This window comes from Persicobacter diffluens, assembly GCF_036244895.1.
GTDB lineage: Bacteria > Bacteroidota > Bacteroidia > Cytophagales > Cyclobacteriaceae > Persicobacter > Persicobacter diffluens.
Window position 1 is genome coordinate 488,871 of record NZ_BQKE01000001.1, and the last position, 16,855, is coordinate 505,725.

Sequence of the window (16,855 nt, forward strand, 5' to 3'; positions counted from 1 at the left end):
TTTTTTCGGCAAAAAGCGTTAACGAACTGTTACAAATAAGGCAGGCAGTGGTCTAAGAGTTATTCACTGACCGGTGTTTAAACAGCAAAATTGTATGAGGGAGAAGAGCGCTTTATTACATCATAAAATATTTAAACTTTCAGATCAACACGATTGGGTGGTCTTTGTGCATGGAGCCGGGGGAAGTTCTTCCATCTGGTTCAAGCAGTTGCGGGAGTTTAAAAAACAATATAATGTTCTATTATTAGACCTGCGAGGACACGGACAATCCAAGGAGATTATTCAGAATTTGGTAGATACGCAATACACTTTTAATAGTGTGGCCGAGGATGTGATCAGGCTGATGGATCATCTTGAATTGAAGCAGGCGCATTTTGTCGGTATTTCCTTAGGGACGATTGTCATCAGAACCATTGCTGAAATTCGACCGGAAATGGTCACCAGCATGATTATGGGGGGCGCAGTAACCCGACTGAAGCTGAGCAGTCGATTTTTGATTCGCATTGCCGAATGGACCAAACGCTTTGTACCTTATATGTGGTTGTATTCCATTTTGGCATTTATCATTATGCCACAAAACAATCATAAGGAGTCCAGAAACTTATTTATTCGGGAAGCCCGAAAGTTGGCACAAAAAGAATTTCTTCGCTGGTTTAAGCTGACCAATGAGGTGAATCCGCTGCTGAAGCTTTTTGGAGAAAAGGAAATCAAAACCCCTATCCTTTACATTATGGGTGCGCAGGATCATATGTTCCTGCAGCCGGTAAAGGAAATGGTCGCACGGCATTCTAATTCGCTATTGAAGGTGGCACAAGATTGTGGGCATGTTTGTAATGTGGAGGCGCCGGCCTTTTTTAATGAAGAGGCTTTGGCATTTTTAGGGCAACACGCCAAGTCTATGCGATTATAGAATTATCGGATTAGGATTTTTTCCTGCCTGTTACGGATTATGTAGGGATTGTAATATATTTGCATAACAATCAATGCTCCAAGGAGCAACAAAAACCTTACAATCATAACCATAACCCTTATGCTTACAGGAATAAAGCATTTACATACGACTGTAGTCATCCTTTTTACCCTTTGGATTGTCTTTAAATTTGTGATGATGCTGGCGGCTCCGCAAAAAGTGGATGCCCTCCGCGCTAAAACAAAAGTAGCCGACATGATACTGGGGACATTAGTCTTGCTTACAGGATTATACTTATGGATGGCCTCCGGCTTATTTGGGAATCACCTATTCCTTTTGAAGTTGGCGATCGTTCTGGTAGGAACTCCGCTGGGAATCATCGGTTTTCGAAAGAAGAATGCAGTGCTGGCCGGTATATCGGCTGGTTCATTTACATTGCTTTTACTTTATATGTTGCTGCACTACGGTAACGTATAATTGAAAATAACCTAATGAAAGCAGCAGGGTAAGTCTATTAAAGGCCTACCCTTTTGCTATTTTAAACCTATAGGAATCATGAAGAATTTAGTCTTCGGCCTTTTGGCCCTAATGATAGTGCTGGTAAGTGCTTGTGGCGGGAGTGAGAAAAAAGAAAGCCAGCAAAAACAGGAAGCGCCCAAAAAAGTGGCACAGGTAGATCCGGGCAAAAAAGCTTATCGAAAAGCGGCCTGTAATACCTGTCATGGTTGGGATGGTAAGAAAGGAATGTACAATTCTGCGGATTTGAGCCAGACTCAAATGACCATAGAAGAGCGCATAGAGATCATCCGTAAAGGAAAAGGCGATATGAATGCCTTTGAAGATGTACTGAGTCCGCAGGAAATTGAAGCTGTGGCAAAGTATTTGGACAAACTTTAAGAAAAGAAAAATAAAATGATGGGGACGCCGTTTTAAATACACCGCTATTTCATTAAACGAGTAGCAACCATGATTTTATCGCATTACTGCTCCGGCAGCATGCAGGAAAAGATTATATGAAAGCAGAATCAATAACCACCAGTGCCAAAATTGAAACCGCTGTTTTAGTGGCAGTCTCTACCAGACAACAACGCCCGGAACAGACGGAGGAATATCTGGACGAGCTGGAATTTTTGGCCACTACGGCCGGCGCCATCACAAAGGCGAAATTTGTGCAGAATCTGGATCACCCGGATAAGCGTACCTATGTAGGCTCGGGTAAGCTGGAAGAAATTGAAGCCTACGTGACGGCTTATGATATTGATATGGTCATTTTTGATGATGACCTTTCGCCTTCGCAGGTACGAAATCTGGAAAATCACTTTCAGTGTAAAATTCTGGACCGAAGCCTGTTGATTTTAAATATTTTCTCCATCCGTGCTCAAACGGCTCAGGCCAAGGTGCAGGTGGAATTGGCGCAGTACCAATACGTATTGCCGCGCTTGACGCGCATGTGGACGCACCTTCAGAAACAAAAAGGTGGGGTCGGGATGCGTGGTCCCGGGGAGACGGAACTCGAGACTGACCGCCGAATCATTAAACATCGCATATCCCTGTTGAAGGATAAGTTGAGCAAGATTGATAAGCAGTCGCAAACCCGTCGACAAAACCGTGACCGCATGGTGCGGGCGGCTTTGGTGGGTTATACCAATGTGGGGAAATCCACGCTGATGCAGGCAGTAGCAAAGGCAGATGTGTTTGCAGAGAACAAGCTATTTGCTACGGTGGACTCCACAGTGAGAAAGGTGGTGATCGACCGCATTCCCTTTCTGTTGACCGATACTGTCGGGTTCATCCGAAAGTTGCCGACCACCCTGATAGAATGTTTTAAGTCCACCTTGGATGAGATTCGAGAGGCGGATGTTTTGATTCATGTGGTAGACATCTCTCATGCCTCTTTTGAGGAGCATATTGATGTGGTGAAGCGTACCCTGGCAGAAATCGGGGTAACGGATAAACCTACAGTGCTTGTTTTCAATAAGATTGATCTTTACGAAAAGCAATTGCGCAGGGAGGCACACGAACGTCGAATGTTGGAAGAGATGGGGCAAGCCCCCGACTATGAGGAGGAGCCACAGGAGGATCTGATAGAACGCCTGAAGCGTACTTATCATGGGAAAGACGCGCAGACCACGGTATTTATCTCAGCCTCTAAAAAGAAGAATATGGATGAATTCAAAAAGGAAGTGCTCAGAAAAGTAAGAGAGCGCCATTTTGAAATTTTTCCGAATTATGAAAAAGAAGACTGGGAGTGGGGTGGAAACTTTGACCTGAGCTAGAGAACAAAAAAGCTTATCAAATCATGTGGTTTGGTAAGCTTTTTTTGTTTGGAGAGGTGTTTGACTCCACGAAATCTATTAAATTTGATTGTTAAATGAATCCCTGACTTCTTGGCTCTTTCTTTAAGCAACTAATTTTAAATTTCATGTTAAAAATTTTACGCCTAACATTGGTCTTGTGCCTCGGAATTGGGGCCAACATTGCGCTGGCGCAAGAGCAAGCCGCAAAACTAAGTCCTAGTGAAAAATTGGCTACTGAGGATTTTAATCAGTACCGGGCCAAAGGTAGATTTCATACCGGTTTAACATTTTCCTTCAGCACCAGAAATGCGATGAATGAAGATCAGCTGGTGCAAGTGCTTTTGGATCAAAGAAAATTTGATTTCTCCATGGGAACCAATCTGGGTTATTTCGTTAAAGAAAATTTCTCTGTTGGTATTGGATTTGGCTATAACAGAGGGGTGAATGAACGTACCATCCAGGGAGATCCTCTGAACACTCTGGCGCAATCGGTGAATCAGTCCTATGTAGCGACGGCATTTATTAGAAATTATCTGCCCTTGGATAAACAGGGACGATTTGCGCTTTTCAATCAAACGAATTTTCATTTTGAGCATGGCGCTCGCCTGAATGTCAACACGGTCGGTGCAGAAATCAATAAATCTCACACTGATTTCTATGAGATTGGTTTGGGTATTCAACCCGGAATGGTAGCCTTTATTTCAAGTGGATTTTCTTTCGAAGTTTCGGTAGGTCTATTAGGGTTAAATGTGAGTAAGGAAACCGGAAGAGAAAATTACGAAGAGGTGACAGAGGTCACGAAGTCTAATTTTGACTTTCAGATCAGTCTGTTGCAATTGAATATGGGCGTTTCGTATTATTTTTAAGGAGGGAAGAAAATGAATTTTTATAAGAATATATTAGGCTTATGTGTCATGCTGCTACTTTTTACAGCATGCAGAATTGACGAAACATTCTTCGGAGTAAGTGATCAAAAGAAAATATTGGTTTTTCAGGTTGATGGGCAAATTGGCTCCTCGGAGATAGATACGACCGCTTTTACCGTAGATTTAAAAATGCCGCTTGGTACAGATTTGTCACAAGTAGCGCCTTCGGTGATTAACACCTCCAGCTTATCATCCGTAAAGCCAGAAGCCGGGGAAATTCAAAACTTCAATGAGGAGGTCATTTACGTGGTCACTGCCGAGGATGGTAGTACTCAGGAATGGCGAGTGAGCATTGAGTTGACCGGTTCTACAGGTGGTACGCAGCCGGTGAATTCTAATTTTGAGGATTGGTATACGGCATCCTATGGATCCGTAATAGTGACCAGATACCAGCAGATAGGAACTTCTGAAGATGTAGACAATTTTTGGATCACTCCAAATGAAGGAAGTAAGCGGGCATTCAAAAATGAAAATAATATACCCTTTACTAAAAGTGATGGGCCGGCGGTTTCACTGACGACCATCGATGTTTCTTCTGTTGATGGATTACCACCTATTGCTGCAGGTAGCCTGTATTCCGGTGATTTTAACTATGGTTCAAACCTTATTCCGGACCCTTACCAATTGCCTGTATTCGGAAAGCCGTTTACGGATCAGCCGATAGGTTTTGAGGTTGATTACCGTTATTATCCGGGAGAGGGTAAAAAGTATTATGGGATTGATGGCGATAAAACTTTGCCTGCAAATGACGAAGATGCTGCGGATATTTATGTGATGTTGAGATTCAATGACGGGCAGACCATTCAGCGGGTGGCAACAGGTTGGTTCCGAACTGCAGACCGTAGTTTTAATCCTGCCTCGGATAATGTGGATACAGGTTGGGAGCGTATTCAGATTCCGATTTATTATGGAGATCATGAAGAACTTCCTGATTACGCACAACCGAAAACCAGCTTATATGCCAGTCTGAACGAGTCGGGCTATGCACCGGAAGGAACCGAGCCAAATGAAATTGTGGTGGTTTTCTCTCCAAGTGCCAATGGTAACGACTTCGCCGGGGTGATTGACAGCCGACTGGATGTGGCGAATTTTGAATTACTATATTAAGGTGAGCTAGCTCACATATTCAAAAAAGCGACCGGTCAGCGGTCGCTTTTTTTATGGATGGAGAAAAATTACTATTCATTTCCGTCAAATTTTTATTTTTTTGTGGGGATAAATTTTCAACTCCTCAATTGAGCAATACTATGCGTTTTCGCCTTCTTTTTTTATTCGTCCTATTGATGGTCATCGGTCTGCAGGCTTGTAATAAAAACAATGACAGCCTGATCACCTTTCATACTCCATTCGGGGAAATGAAAGCCATTTTATATGATCAGACCCCGGGGCACAAGGCCAATTTCCTGAAGCTGGCCGCTTCAGGTGCTTATGATTCTACTACCTGGCACCGGGTGATTAATGACTTTATGGTACAGGGAGGAGATTTGGCAGAAGTCGGAATGCCCGGAAAGGCGAATAAGACCATCCCTGCTGAATTTCGTCAGGAGCTTTTCCACCAAAAAGGAGCAATTGCGGCAGCCCGAAAAGGAGATAATGTCAACCCTAAAAAAGCCTCCAGTGCTTGTCAGTTTTACATTGTGGATGGAAAAAGGGTGAGTAAAACCGAGTTGGTCGCGAATATGAATGCTGTGAATCATTATTTGACCAAATATATGCCCGAGGTGCCGGGCTATGACAGTGTGCTTTATAAGCTGAATGACATTTATCACCAAGATGGACTGGAAGCCTATAATGATGAAATTTTTAAACTGATTCCGGTCATGGAGGATCGTTTTGATGTGAAGCTGACCAAAGCCGGCTATCCGGAAGCGAGGGTAAAAGCTTATGAGACCATCGGCGGCGTATACCATTTGGATGATGAGTATACCGTTTTTGGGCAGATAGTGGAAGGCCTGGACGTGATTGATCAACTGGCCGCCGTAGAAACCGGTGCAGGGGATAAACCACGAAAGCCGGTATATATAAAAATCACTGTGGAGGAAATGTCCAAAAAGAAACTTAGCAAAACATTCGGGCTGCAGTATACCGAAGAAGGAACCGTAAATGTGCCCTTGGAAGTTATAAAGGCGGATTACTCCAAGGCTAAAAAATAAGTGGAAGGACTCGTGGGTGAGTCCTTTTTTGCGTTTTAGGGTGATTTTTTAAAGAGAAGAAGGGTGTTTTCTTTTACAATGCTTTTAAATAGGGTGAATTTAGGGCTCCAGCTTCCTTTTGAAAAAAAATCCTAATCCCACCAATTACAGCTAAACTATTATTATTTTTGCCGAGGCTAAAGGCCAAAGCATTATCAAATTATTTACAGCGCGGAAATTATGAATATCCTTGTCCTTGGATCCGGAGGTAGAGAACATGCCTTCACTTGGAAGATTAAACAAAGTCCAAAATGTGAAAAGCTTTTTGTAGCTCCCGGCAACGCCGGTACTGCAGCTATCGCAGAAAATGTGAACATCGGGGTAACCGATTTCGAAGCTTTGGGCGCTTTTATTTTGGAGAATAAAGTGGACTTGCTAGTAGTAGGGCCTGAGGTACCTTTGGTAGAAGGGGTTCGTGATTTCTTTGAAGCGGATGCGAAATATGCCGGATTGAAGATTGTAGGTCCTAAGCAGGATGGTGCTACTTTGGAAGGAAGTAAAGATTTCTCCAAAGCCTTCATGGAGGAGTATGGCATTCCTACTGCGGCCTATAAAACCTTTACTGCGGAGACTATTGATGCCGGTTTGGCTTATCTGGATGCCATGTCCACGCCTATCGTATTGAAGGCAGACGGATTGGCGGCAGGAAAAGGGGTGTTGATCTGTGAGTCTCATGAAGACGCTAAGGCATCTTTCAAAGAAATGTTGTTAGAAGCGAAATTCGGTGCGGCTTCTGCTTCCGTAGTAGTAGAGGAGTTTTTGACCGGTATTGAGCTTTCTGTTTTTGTACTGACAGACGGTAAAGACTATGTGATTTTGCCGGAGGCTAAAGATTACAAGCGTATTGGCGAACAGGATACCGGTTTGAATACTGGTGGAATGGGTGCGGTATCGCCGGTTTCTTTTGCAGGTGCTGAATTCATGCAGCGTGTGGAAGATCGTGTTGTAAAGCCAACCATTGAGGGTTTGAAAGACAGAGGGATCGATTATAACGGTTTTATCTTCATTGGTTTGATGAATGATAACGGAGACCCGAAAGTGATCGAGTATAATGTTCGTATGGGTGATCCGGAGACGCAGGTAGTAATTCCTCGTATCAAGTCGGATTTCTTAGACTTGTTGGAGGCTGCAGCCAATGGTAATTTGGGCAATACCACCTATGAAGTTTATGAAGAAACGGCAACCACTGTAGTAATGGTAGCCGGTGGTTATCCGGAAGCTTATGGAAAAGGAGATGCTATCTCCGGTATTGAGGCTGTAGATACCGCCACGGTATTCCATGCCGGAACCAAGTTAGAAGGAGAGCAGGTGGTCACCAATGGCGGTCGTGTGTTGAATATTACCGGAAAAGGAGCTGATTTAACTACTGCTTTGGAGAATGCTTATGCCGGTGTGAACAAGATTGACTGGAACAATAAAAACTTCCGCCGTGACATTGGCCAGGATTTATTGAAATTGGAAAAATAAGACATTTCGTCTTTCAAGATACAAAGAGGTCATTGCCGGAGGGTAATGGCCTTTTTTTGTGGGGGTTGGTATTAGCCCGGATTATTCATACTTCAATCCTCCTTTAGCTGCAAGGCGGTAAAAATGAAGTAATAGTCTCCTATTACGAGTTTTTTCCAACGAAGCAGATGAATGAGGAGAAAGCATGCTTGCCTAAATTGGGGCTATAAAAAAATCAGTAGGTAGAAATGTAATGAATTGACGGTAAGTTGGTTAAATGTAGTTGCTGAATCTGGCGGTGAATAATTGGGGTTAGGGAGGGAAGCACTGTTGTATAAATTTGGCCCGGATTTCACCATTCAAATCTTCTTTTTTGATGCCAAAGAGGAACTGTTTTCATTTAATTGCAGATATTTCTTACTTTTATCCTTACATTGAACTAAACAGACCCACCCTACAAAATAATTTTTTTATTTTCATGTCTTTTCAACAGGAGTGTGATGATTGCGGGTGGCACCTCCGATGATATATATAGATAACATGGAAGGATGTACCACCTGTGGAACAGGACAAGAGGTTGCCGGTTGCGGCAGTCAGGGGTCTTGTAGTTCCGGCGGTTGCAATAAAATGAATTCCTTCGACTGGCTGGCCAATATGGAGCTGCCGGTAGACAAGGAATATGACGTAATCGAAGTCCGGTTTAAAAACGGACGCAAAGACTTTTTCAGAAATGACCAAAGCTTACCACTGGCTACCGGAGAGGCTGTAATTGTAGATGTGCCTAATGGTCACCATATGGGTTATGTATCCATGATGGGCGAGTTGGTGCGCCTGCAAATGCGCAAAAAAAAGGTAGAGGACAATGGCGAAATTCGCCCGATATACCGCCTGGCCAGTGATAAAGACTTTAACAAATACCACGAAGTAAAGAAAAGGGAAATGCCGACCCTTTACCGAACGCGGGAGATTATTCATGACCTGAATTTGTCGATGAAGCTGACCGATGTGGAATTTCAGGCAGACAATACCAAGGCGACTTTCTATTATTCCGCAGATGAGCGGGTGGATTTCCGGGAGCTGATCAAGATTTTGGCCTCTGAGTTTAAAATCCGCGTGGAGATGCGACAGATCAGTCTTCGTCAGGAGGCTGGGCGTCTGGGTGGAGTTGGTTCCTGTGGTCGAGAGCTTTGTTGCTCCACCTGGTTGAGCGAGTTTAAGAGTGTTTCCACCTCTTCAGCACGCTATCAGAATCTTTCCTTGAACCCATCCAAGCTTTCCGGACAGTGCGGGCGATTGAAATGTTGCCTGAACTATGAGCTGGAAACTTACCTGGAAGCACTTCAGGATATTCCGGAAATTAATGTCCCATTGGTGACGGAAAAAGGCGAAGCCCGATTGCAAAAAACGGACATTTTCCGCCGAATCATGTGGTTTGGTTATGAGAGTGAAAACAGCTGGTATTCCATTCCGATCGATCGGGTGATGGAGATCATCCGCATGAATAAGCGCGGACAGCATCCGGCCACTTTGGAATCCGATGAGCAGCAGGTAGCGGATGCACAGGCGGCATTTGCCAGTGACTTGGACCAGCTGGATAAAAAATATTCTTCGGATAACAAGCGTCGCAAGAAGAAGCGTCGTAAGAAGCCGGGGACATCCGGTGAGGCGAGAACTTCGGAGCAGAATCCATCGCAAAAGGAAAGCCGGGAGAACCGGGAGCCTAAGCAGGAGGGAGGAGAGAACAGATCTAACCGTAACCGTAGAAACCGTTCTCGTCGTCCGGCAAGGGATAATAATCCACAGGCCAAAGGCAATACTGCTCCGCAGAAAACAAACGGAGATGCGCCCAAGGCGAAGGAGGGAAATCCGGCCATTCCACCGCGGCAGAAGCATAATCCCGAAGGAAGGGATCAGCGCAAGCCGGAAGGAAAGGCAGAACAGTCCGGAGAAAAGAAAGAAGGAGGACAGCAGGGCCGTCGTCGGAATTTCCGCAGACGTAAGCCTTCCGGTCCAAGAAATCAAAAACCCAACAATAAGGAATAAATGAAACGATTGAAGTTTTGCCTTTTAGCGTGTATGGCTTTGGCATTTTTTGCCTGTGACAGCGGGCAGGTTTACGAGGCCATGCACAAATTTGAAGGTCAAAAATGGGAGGATGAAGATGCTCCCAAATTCGATTTTTCCATCCCTGATCCCGGGCAGGAATACAATGTGGCTTGTCTGATCAGGAATACATTGCAGTATCCGAAGCATAATATTTACCTGACCTATACGCTGGAAGACAGTACCGGTCAGGTGCTGGATTCGCAGTTGCTGAAGAAAGATTTATTCGATCCGGTGACCGGCCGCCCTTTAGGAACGGGAATTGGAGATATATTCGATCATGAGTTTATGCTTAAGGAGCATTTCAAATTTCCCCAGCGAGGGGGTTACCGATTGAAGCTGCAGCAATTTGTTCGGAATGAAGAAACGAGTCTTCCCGAAATCGTAGCGGTAGGTATTCGGGTAAGTAAAAGTAATTAATCGCATTCAAACCACTTTGTCGTCGGACAGGGTGGTTTTTCCTTTTAGATCTATGGCTAATTCCTCAACCTTTTTGTCTGAGCTGGCGGATATGATTCTGCGGGACTTTCCCCAGCCGGAAAAGCTGACCATTATATTTCCTAACCGCCGTGCCGGACTATTTCTGCGCAAGGCCATTTCGCAGAAGATCAATAAAGCCATTTGGTCACCTAATGTGATCAGTATTGATGATTTTATCCAGCGCCTTTCTGATTTGAAAACGCAGGATCCTCTGGCGCTTAATTTCGAATTGTACCATGTCTTTCAGGAGGTGATGTACGGGCAGCAGGAGCTTTCGGAACAAAGCCGGGAGTCCTTTGATCAGTTTTACTTCTGGGGGCAGATGTTGCTTAAGGATTTTGAGGATCTGGATAAGTATATGGTGGAAAGTGAGCACCTGTTGACCAATGTGGCAGATCTGAAAGCCATTGACCAGCAGTTTGACTTTCTGACTGAAGAGGAGCAGGCCCTGGTAGAAAAATTCTGGACCAGCTTTAAGGATAAGAATTTAAAATATGCGCAGGGCTTTCAGGAGCTGTGGGAGAAGTTGCCCCAGATTCACCGAAAGTTTCAGGATCGGCTGAAAGCAAAGGGCTGGGGGTATTCCGGTATGGTGCACCGCCATTTGCTGGAAAAATTAACAAGTGGGAATTATGAGCATCATTACGGAAATATTGTTTTTGCCGGTTTTAATGCCCTGACCAAAACTGAGCAGCAGATTATTTCCTTCTTTGTAGAAAAACACCAGGCCCGCATTTATTGGGATTTGGATCGTTATTTCTACGATGATTTTCAGCAGGAAGCCGGACGTTTTTTGAGAGAATACAAGCAGGATCCTATCCTGGGAGCCACCTTGCCGGATCCGTTCCGCCATGGCGTGCCGGAGGAAGAACAAAAGCTGGCAGCAGATCATTTTATACAAACGAAAAAAGACGAGCAGGATCCGATTGAAGTTATTGGGGTTCCATTGGAAGTAGGGCAGACGAAGGTGGCCGGGGAGCTGTTACAGGAAATCAGGAATGCCGTGCTGGCCAAAGGGGAAAAGTTCGAGGAGGAAAAGACGGCGGTCATTCTTCCACAAGAGCATATGCTTTTTTCCCTTTTGCATGCTGTGCCGGAGGAGTTCAAAAGCCTGAACGTGACCATGGGGTATCCGCTCAAGAATACCGCCCTGTACTCTTTCTTTGAACTGGCCTGTCAGTTGCAGCAAAGTGCAGTAGAGGGACCGGAATATCCTTATAAGGTGGTTTTGGAATTAATGGCGCATCCTTATCTGATGCAGTCTTTGCAAGCGGAGGAGCTGGAAAAAGTGCAGGAGGCTCGCCGGCAAATTATTCGTCGAAATCAATCCATGGTCAAGGGTGCCTATATCCAATCTTTGGAGGTACCCTTTCTGAACGTGATTTTTTATAAAGCACCGGATGTGGCGCATTTTAGTCATTACTTAACTGAACTCTTGCTGTATGTGAACAAAACAGTGCTTACGGAAGAGTTTGAGGAAGCGGCCCCGGAGCAGGAATTTGTATTGAAGCTGTATAAAGAGCTTAAAAAGCTGCAGGAGCTGCTGAATACGCATCAAATGGCCTTGCCGATGGAAACCTTTATCCGCTTGCTTCGGCAGGTGATACAGGGCGTTCGGGTGCCCTTTAGTGGGGAGCCTTTGCTGGGCTTACAAATTATGGGGGTGTTGGAAACCCGTAATCTGGATTTTGATCAGGTCATTATTCTTTCTATGAATGAGGGCGCTTTTCCGCAAGCAGCCTCCAAGAACTCTTTTATTCCTTATAGTCTCAGAAAAGCTTTCAGGCTGCCTACTTTTGAACAGCATGATGCGATGTATGCCTATTTATTTTATCGTTTGATTCAGCGGGCGAAGAAAGTTTATCTGGTGCATAATACTGAAACGGATGGGAATTATAAAGGGGAGGAAAGTCGCTACCTGTATCAGCTGAAGTTTGAGTCGCCCTTTCCATTAAAAGAAAGTGTTTTGGCAACCACTCCAAAGGCAGTGGGAGCGAATGCCATTGAAATCAAAAGAAGTCCGGAGGTGCAGAAGCAATTGTCCCGTTATTTAGGGGAAAATGGAGTGCCTTTGTCCCCTACTGCGCTCACCACCTTTCTGGATTGCCGCCTGAAGTTTTACTTCCGTTATATCGCCGGTCTGAAGGAAGAGCAGGAGTTGCAGGAGGAACTTGATGTGGCCGTAGCCGGTACGATTTTGCACAATACACTGGAAAATCTATATGAACCTTATTTGGGCCGTGACGACGGAATGGTCATGCCTCAGCAAATTAAGGAACTGATTTTGCCACAACTGGAAAAACAAATTGAGCAGGAGATCCGAAAGCATTATCAGTTGCAGGATGCTGAGGAAATGGCCCTGGCCGGCAATAATGTAATTGTGAAAAAAATGCTGCTGAACATGGGCCGGCAGATTCTAAAAAGGGATATGGAATATGCTCCCTTTACCCTTGTAGGGCTGGAGATCGGAAGAAATGAGTTTTTGAAAATTCCCCTGAATCTGAATGGGCAGCGCGCTACGGTACGACTCTCCGGTAGTATTGACCGGGTAGATTTGAAGGATGGGCAATTGCGGATACTGGATTATAAAACCGGAGGTGATTCCACCACTTTCAAATCAGTCGGGAGCTTGTTTGATCGGGAAGAGAAGGATCGCTCTAAAGTGGCTTTGCAGACCTTGATTTATAGTTTGTTATATGACCATAACTTTCCTGATCCGGAGGAGGAAAATAGTATAGTACCGGCTGTTTACGCCATTAGGGAAATGTACGGCCAGCAATTCGAATATTTTCTTAAGGAAGGGAAAAACCGACTGGAAAATGCAAGGAGATTATTTCCTGAAATAATGGAAGGACTGCAGCAATTGCTGGAGGAGATTTTCTCTGAAGAACAGGTGTTTGACCAAACCGATAAAGAAGAAAAATGCCGATTCTGTGATTATCGAAAGATTTGCAGACGGTAAGACATAAGGCGGGGAGTGATTATTCGATATTAACTTCCTGCCAGTATTTTTCTATGGCTGAAGCTGCTTCATAGGCTTTGATCAAATCTATCATCTGTCCTCCTTTTCGAAAAAGAACTTCTACGAAAAAGCCCTGGATAACATAAAGGTGGATCATTTGGCCTTCCTCTACATTAATGTAAAGCAGCTCTGCCTGCTCCCATAGCATATCACATTGTTGACAAATCGGGTAGGTTAAAAAAAGTTCCGGGCTCATTTTAATCTGAATTCGTTCCATCTTCGCTAACTATTTTTTTGGGGTTGTCGTCTAACTTTTTAGCGATTTCTTTATAATTTTTTATACGACTCCTCGCGGCTTTAGCTACTGCCTCTCCGCGTTTGGTGTGCTTCTTCAACAGTTTGTGGTACTCCTTTGCTTTATCGTACTCCCCTTGTTTTCCATAAATATCCATGAGGCCTAAAATGGCATAATGATAATAGCCCATGTTGAAGGCTTCATTTTCGGCTACAAAATCCATCACCATTTTATAGTACTGCTCAGATTTCTGATACTGCATGCGGGCGTGATATAATTGGCCTAAAAAGAAAGCGGCATAGCGGCCGTCATCAGCCCCGTAGCCATATTTTTTATTTTCAATATCTGAAATGATGGACAGGCAGACTTTTTCCATTTCATAATAGGAGGCCGTAGCGTAAAGCATTCGGGCCAGATAACGCTCAAAGAAGGGGTTATTCGGGTAAGTTTTGTGGAGGTAGCGTGCAATATGTAGCGCGCCCTGTGGGTCTTTTCCATCACTGGCCAACATCCGCATCAGGAATATTTGTCCCTCCGTCCGGGTGAAAAAGGCATTTTTCCCCACCTCCCTGAGCTGCTTGATCCCTAAATCTTTGTCCCCTCCGGGGAAAAACCACATGATAGGCTTCAGCATGGGATAGTTTTCCGGTATCCATTGGGCGTAATAATTATAAAGTCCATCTCCAAACAATAATTCCGGGCTCATGCCTCCCTTTCCTTTGGATTCCTCTAAATAGGCCAAAGATTTTTTGGCCAGGTTGGCTGCTTTGGTCCATTCTTTTCTCTCCGAGACCAGCCGGGCCTCGAAAGCATAGGCAGCAGCCAGAAAGAATGCGCCTTCCAGAGAAGTTTTTTCGTAATTATAGAGCTTATCGGCCAGCATAATGGAGGAGTCCATATAGGCCATGAAAACCGGGTCCTGGCTTTTATCTTCGAAATTGACGGTGATTTTCCACCATTCGGCTAATCCCATCAAAAAATAGGGTAAGGGATGCCAGCCAAAATCTTCCTTGAGCTTTACATATTCTGTTTCTACTTCGTCGAAGCGGAAATCATAAATGTCGTCCAGCATTTTGGAAGAGGCGATCTGTACTTCTGTTTCATTAAGCAATAAGAGCCCATTTCCCTGCACCACCAGCGTGTCGTATTGGGCTGTAGCCGGTAAGGCAAATAGTAGCAAAAAACAAAAGGAAAAGGTCAGCATTGGTTTGGCAGACCTGAAAAAATCCTGAACGAAGCTCATATGGTCTCTTTAACGAAGTATCAACACAAAGTTAAAGGAAAATTACGTAAAAATGCGCCTTTGGGGATTATTCTCCATCTTTCTGTATTTCAGGGAACAGCCCTTTATTTTTCCGGAAATGCCAAAATTTTACGCACAGGGGTTAGGAATTTAATTTAAAAGTCCGTTATATTTGCATCCGCAAAAACGCTGAGGGTTTCACCTTTAAGCGATGCTACTGCCCGATGGTGTAACTGGCAACACGTCTGATTTTGGTTCAGAAGAGTCTAGGTTCGAGCCCTAGTCGGGCAACTTTCATAATGATCTTGATTAAAAGATGTTTGGGAGTTGTTTTTAACTACTTCGTCTTTTATTTCTTGCCCGATGGTGTAACTGGCAACACGTCTGATTTTGGTTCAGAAGAGTCTAGGTTCGAGCCCTAGTCGGGCAACTTCAAGATAATAAACAGTGTTCGTATTGCGATACGATACTCTGCCCGATGGTGTAACTGGCAACACGTCTGATTTTGGTTCAGAAGAGTCTAGGTTCGAGCCCTAGTCGGGCAACAAAAGCTTACAATTTGGATATTATCCTGCCCGATGGTGTAACTGGCAACACGTCTGATTTTGGTTCAGAAGAGTCTAGGTTCGAGCCCTAGTCGGGCAACAAAGTTTACAATTGGATATATCCTGCCCGATGGTGTAACTGGCAACACGTCTGATTTTGGTTCAGAAGAGTCTAGGTTCGAGCCCTAGTCGGGCAACAAAAGCTTACATATTTGGATATTATCCTGCCCGATGGTGTAACTGGCAACACGTCTGATTTTGGTTCAGAAGAGTCTAGGTTCGAGCCCTAGTCGGGCAACAAAGCTTACAATATTTGGATATTATCCTGCCCGATGGTGTAACTGGCAACACGTCTGATTTTGGTTCAGAAGAGTCTAGGTTCGAGCCCTAGTCGGGCAACAAAAAAGCCGCTTTCTTTTTACAGAGAGCGGCTTTTTTTGTTGGAGTCACTTTTAGTTTTTCTGGCTTACTTCAATAACACGGTGGAGTTCCACCCGGTGAAGTCTAAAAAGCTCGCGCACAGCATCGGAATTTGATCTTGCTTTGAGCTTCAGGAAAGCTACGCCTTTTGGGGATTGATATTTAATAGTGTACATGATAGTGGGGGATTAAATGAACAAAATTATTATGCTTTCCTCAAGGAAAAATGTAAAGTTTCAGCCTCCTGTTGAGGATGAGTTTCCTGTGATTGTATTGCAATATAGTAAGGGGGAATTGGTTAAAAAAGCGCATTTGTCATGGTGTAAGAAAGTTCTTTAAATTGTATTGTATTGGTTTTGAGCGGGTTGTTTGTGGTTAAACGAGTTGTGAGATTTACGGGGAACCTCCTTTTTTATTTAGTTTCCTTTATAGTACAAAAGAATTTTGTTGCATAGTTTCCAAAAAAAAGTGAGATTCATTGAAAATGAAGGTTTCGGTAATTTTTGATTGCGTTTTCTGACAGATTCAAAATATTTTTTAAGAGCTCCTTTAGTCAGGCTATTCAAAATGTTCAATTTTAAGTAAAATTTAATGTCCTGATTTTTAATGAGGTAGTTTTGATATTTCTAGATAAGGAAGTATGAAATCATTCCTCATTTAATTTGAAAAATCCAATTGGAAAAATAGCTTAAATAGCTCAACAGGTCATCGAACGGAGCATTTTGTGCTTGATGTAAAGGCTTATGTGTTGAATTTTAGGGTTTCGTCTTCAATGTAGGGTTTGTGGGGAAGCTGTATGATTTTTCTGAATTTGTTTATTTTGGTAGAAAGAAGCCATGGGGTGACTGCAGACAATAAGAGTGTGTTTATGGTCAAAATTCGAAGGGAAAATTTGAAGAATCGAGGATTATGGCATAAATAATCCGGCTTAGTTGTTTCTCTTTTACTGGCACGAATGAGGTCGGTTATTATTAGGAGCAGTATTTTATCCTGCATCAGGCCTCAATTTTGAAGCTGGGAAGAGAAGAAGATTTAT

Annotated in this window: 13 protein-coding genes and 7 tRNA genes; 18 read left to right on the forward strand and 2 right to left on the reverse strand. The window is 43.9% G+C overall.

Annotated features, from left to right (window positions below; genetic code table 11):
- The first annotated feature begins 94 nt into the window (after positions 1-94).
- From AAA970_RS02030 to AAA970_RS02080, 11 genes are all read left to right on the forward strand, one after another.
- Entirely contained in the window at positions 95-910 is an 816-nt protein-coding gene (locus AAA970_RS02030; RefSeq protein ID WP_338235791.1) for an alpha/beta fold hydrolase, read from the forward strand.
- 120 nt (positions 911-1,030) lie between these two features.
- Positions 1,031-1,387: a hypothetical protein gene (locus AAA970_RS02035; protein ID WP_338235792.1), complete on the forward strand. Its 357-nt coding sequence runs from the start codon at positions 1,031-1,033 to the stop codon at positions 1,385-1,387.
- A gap of 78 nt (positions 1,388-1,465) precedes the next feature.
- Positions 1,466-1,807 carry a c-type cytochrome gene (locus AAA970_RS02040; protein ID WP_060685346.1) on the forward strand — a complete coding sequence of 114 codons (342 nt, stop codon included), beginning with the start codon at positions 1,466-1,468 and terminating at the stop codon, positions 1,805-1,807.
- Positions 1,808-1,923: 116 nt separating this feature from the next.
- Positions 1,924-3,186: a GTPase HflX gene (gene hflX, locus AAA970_RS02045; protein WP_053406017.1), complete on the forward strand. Its 1,263-nt coding sequence runs from the start codon at positions 1,924-1,926 to the stop codon at positions 3,184-3,186.
- A gap of 146 nt (positions 3,187-3,332) precedes the next feature.
- A complete protein-coding gene (locus tag AAA970_RS02050) occupies positions 3,333-4,073 on the forward strand; it encodes a hypothetical protein (protein ID WP_338235793.1) in 741 nt (246 codons plus the stop codon).
- A 12-nt stretch (positions 4,074-4,085) separates the two neighbouring features.
- The gene (locus AAA970_RS02055; protein WP_338235794.1) at positions 4,086-5,240 is read left to right on the forward strand and encodes a PCMD domain-containing protein; all 1,155 of its coding nucleotides are present in this window, start codon (positions 4,086-4,088) and stop codon (positions 5,238-5,240) included.
- A gap of 140 nt (positions 5,241-5,380) precedes the next feature.
- Entirely contained in the window at positions 5,381-6,286 is a 906-nt protein-coding gene (locus AAA970_RS02060) for a peptidylprolyl isomerase (RefSeq protein ID WP_338235795.1), read from the forward strand.
- A gap of 219 nt (positions 6,287-6,505) precedes the next feature.
- Positions 6,506-7,792, forward strand: coding sequence for a phosphoribosylamine--glycine ligase (purD, locus tag AAA970_RS02065; protein WP_338235796.1), 1,287 nt, complete (start codon positions 6,506-6,508; stop codon positions 7,790-7,792).
- Positions 7,793-8,311: 519 nt separating this feature from the next.
- Positions 8,312-9,814 carry a PSP1 domain-containing protein gene (locus AAA970_RS02070; RefSeq protein WP_338235797.1) on the forward strand — a complete coding sequence of 501 codons (1,503 nt, stop codon included), beginning with the start codon at positions 8,312-8,314 and terminating at the stop codon, positions 9,812-9,814.
- On the forward strand, positions 9,815-10,294 hold the full coding sequence (locus tag AAA970_RS02075; RefSeq protein WP_060685351.1) for a gliding motility lipoprotein GldH: 480 nt from the start codon (positions 9,815-9,817) through the stop codon (positions 10,292-10,294).
- A gap of 52 nt (positions 10,295-10,346) precedes the next feature.
- On the forward strand, positions 10,347-13,316 hold the full coding sequence (locus AAA970_RS02080; protein ID WP_338235798.1) for a PD-(D/E)XK nuclease family protein: 2,970 nt from the start codon (positions 10,347-10,349) through the stop codon (positions 13,314-13,316).
- A 19-nt stretch (positions 13,317-13,335) separates the two neighbouring features.
- Here AAA970_RS02080 and AAA970_RS02085 read toward each other — a convergent pair whose 3' ends face one another.
- Both AAA970_RS02085 and AAA970_RS02090 read right to left on the reverse strand, forming a co-directional pair.
- Entirely contained in the window at positions 13,336-13,593 is a 258-nt protein-coding gene (locus AAA970_RS02085) for a hypothetical protein (protein ID WP_338235799.1), read from the reverse strand.
- Entirely contained in the window at positions 13,574-14,854 is a 1,281-nt protein-coding gene (locus tag AAA970_RS02090; protein WP_338235800.1) for a tetratricopeptide repeat protein, read from the reverse strand. The genes AAA970_RS02085 and AAA970_RS02090 overlap by 20 nt, the downstream gene beginning before the upstream one ends.
- Before the next feature lie 218 nt (positions 14,855-15,072).
- On the opposite strand from AAA970_RS02090, the gene AAA970_RS02095 reads away from it, so the two are divergent.
- The 7 genes from AAA970_RS02095 (at position 15,073) to AAA970_RS02125 (ending at position 15,798) form a co-directional block, all read left to right on the forward strand.
- A tRNA-Gln gene (locus tag AAA970_RS02095) sits at positions 15,073-15,145 on the forward strand.
- 66 nt (positions 15,146-15,211) lie between these two features.
- Positions 15,212-15,284: transfer RNA gene (locus AAA970_RS02100), tRNA-Gln, on the forward strand.
- Positions 15,285-15,326: 42 nt separating this feature from the next.
- A tRNA-Gln gene (locus AAA970_RS02105) sits at positions 15,327-15,399 on the forward strand.
- A gap of 27 nt (positions 15,400-15,426) precedes the next feature.
- Positions 15,427-15,499 (forward strand) — tRNA-Gln (locus AAA970_RS02110).
- A gap of 24 nt (positions 15,500-15,523) precedes the next feature.
- Positions 15,524-15,596 (forward strand) — tRNA-Gln (locus AAA970_RS02115).
- A gap of 28 nt (positions 15,597-15,624) precedes the next feature.
- Positions 15,625-15,697: transfer RNA gene (locus AAA970_RS02120), tRNA-Gln, on the forward strand.
- 28 nt (positions 15,698-15,725) lie between these two features.
- Positions 15,726-15,798, forward strand: a tRNA-Gln gene (locus AAA970_RS02125).
- The last annotated feature ends 1,057 nt before the right edge of the window (positions 15,799-16,855 follow it).

Bases quoted from the DNA above. Each gene is read 5' to 3' on its own strand.
- AAA970_RS02030 (WP_338235791.1), top strand. From the start codon at position 95: ATGAGGGAGAAGAGCGCTTTATTACATCATAAAATATTTAAACTTTCA.
- AAA970_RS02035 (WP_338235792.1), top strand. From the start codon at position 1,031: ATGCTTACAGGAATAAAGCATTTACATACGACTGTAGTCATCCTTTTT.
- AAA970_RS02040 (WP_060685346.1), top strand. From the start codon at position 1,466: ATGAAGAATTTAGTCTTCGGCCTTTTGGCCCTAATGATAGTGCTGGTA.
- hflX (WP_053406017.1), top strand. From the start codon at position 1,924: ATGAAAGCAGAATCAATAACCACCAGTGCCAAAATTGAAACCGCTGTT.
- AAA970_RS02050 (WP_338235793.1), top strand. From the start codon at position 3,333: ATGTTAAAAATTTTACGCCTAACATTGGTCTTGTGCCTCGGAATTGGG.
- AAA970_RS02055 (WP_338235794.1), top strand. From the start codon at position 4,086: ATGAATTTTTATAAGAATATATTAGGCTTATGTGTCATGCTGCTACTT.
- AAA970_RS02060 (WP_338235795.1), top strand. From the start codon at position 5,381: ATGCGTTTTCGCCTTCTTTTTTTATTCGTCCTATTGATGGTCATCGGT.
- purD (WP_338235796.1), top strand. From the start codon at position 6,506: ATGAATATCCTTGTCCTTGGATCCGGAGGTAGAGAACATGCCTTCACT.
- AAA970_RS02070 (WP_338235797.1), top strand. From the start codon at position 8,312: ATGGAAGGATGTACCACCTGTGGAACAGGACAAGAGGTTGCCGGTTGC.
- AAA970_RS02075 (WP_060685351.1), top strand. From the start codon at position 9,815: ATGAAACGATTGAAGTTTTGCCTTTTAGCGTGTATGGCTTTGGCATTT.
- AAA970_RS02080 (WP_338235798.1), top strand. From the start codon at position 10,347: ATGGCTAATTCCTCAACCTTTTTGTCTGAGCTGGCGGATATGATTCTG.
- AAA970_RS02085 (WP_338235799.1), bottom strand. From the start codon at position 13,593: ATGGAACGAATTCAGATTAAAATGAGCCCGGAACTTTTTTTAACCTAC.
- AAA970_RS02090 (WP_338235800.1), bottom strand. From the start codon at position 14,854: ATGAGCTTCGTTCAGGATTTTTTCAGGTCTGCCAAACCAATGCTGACC.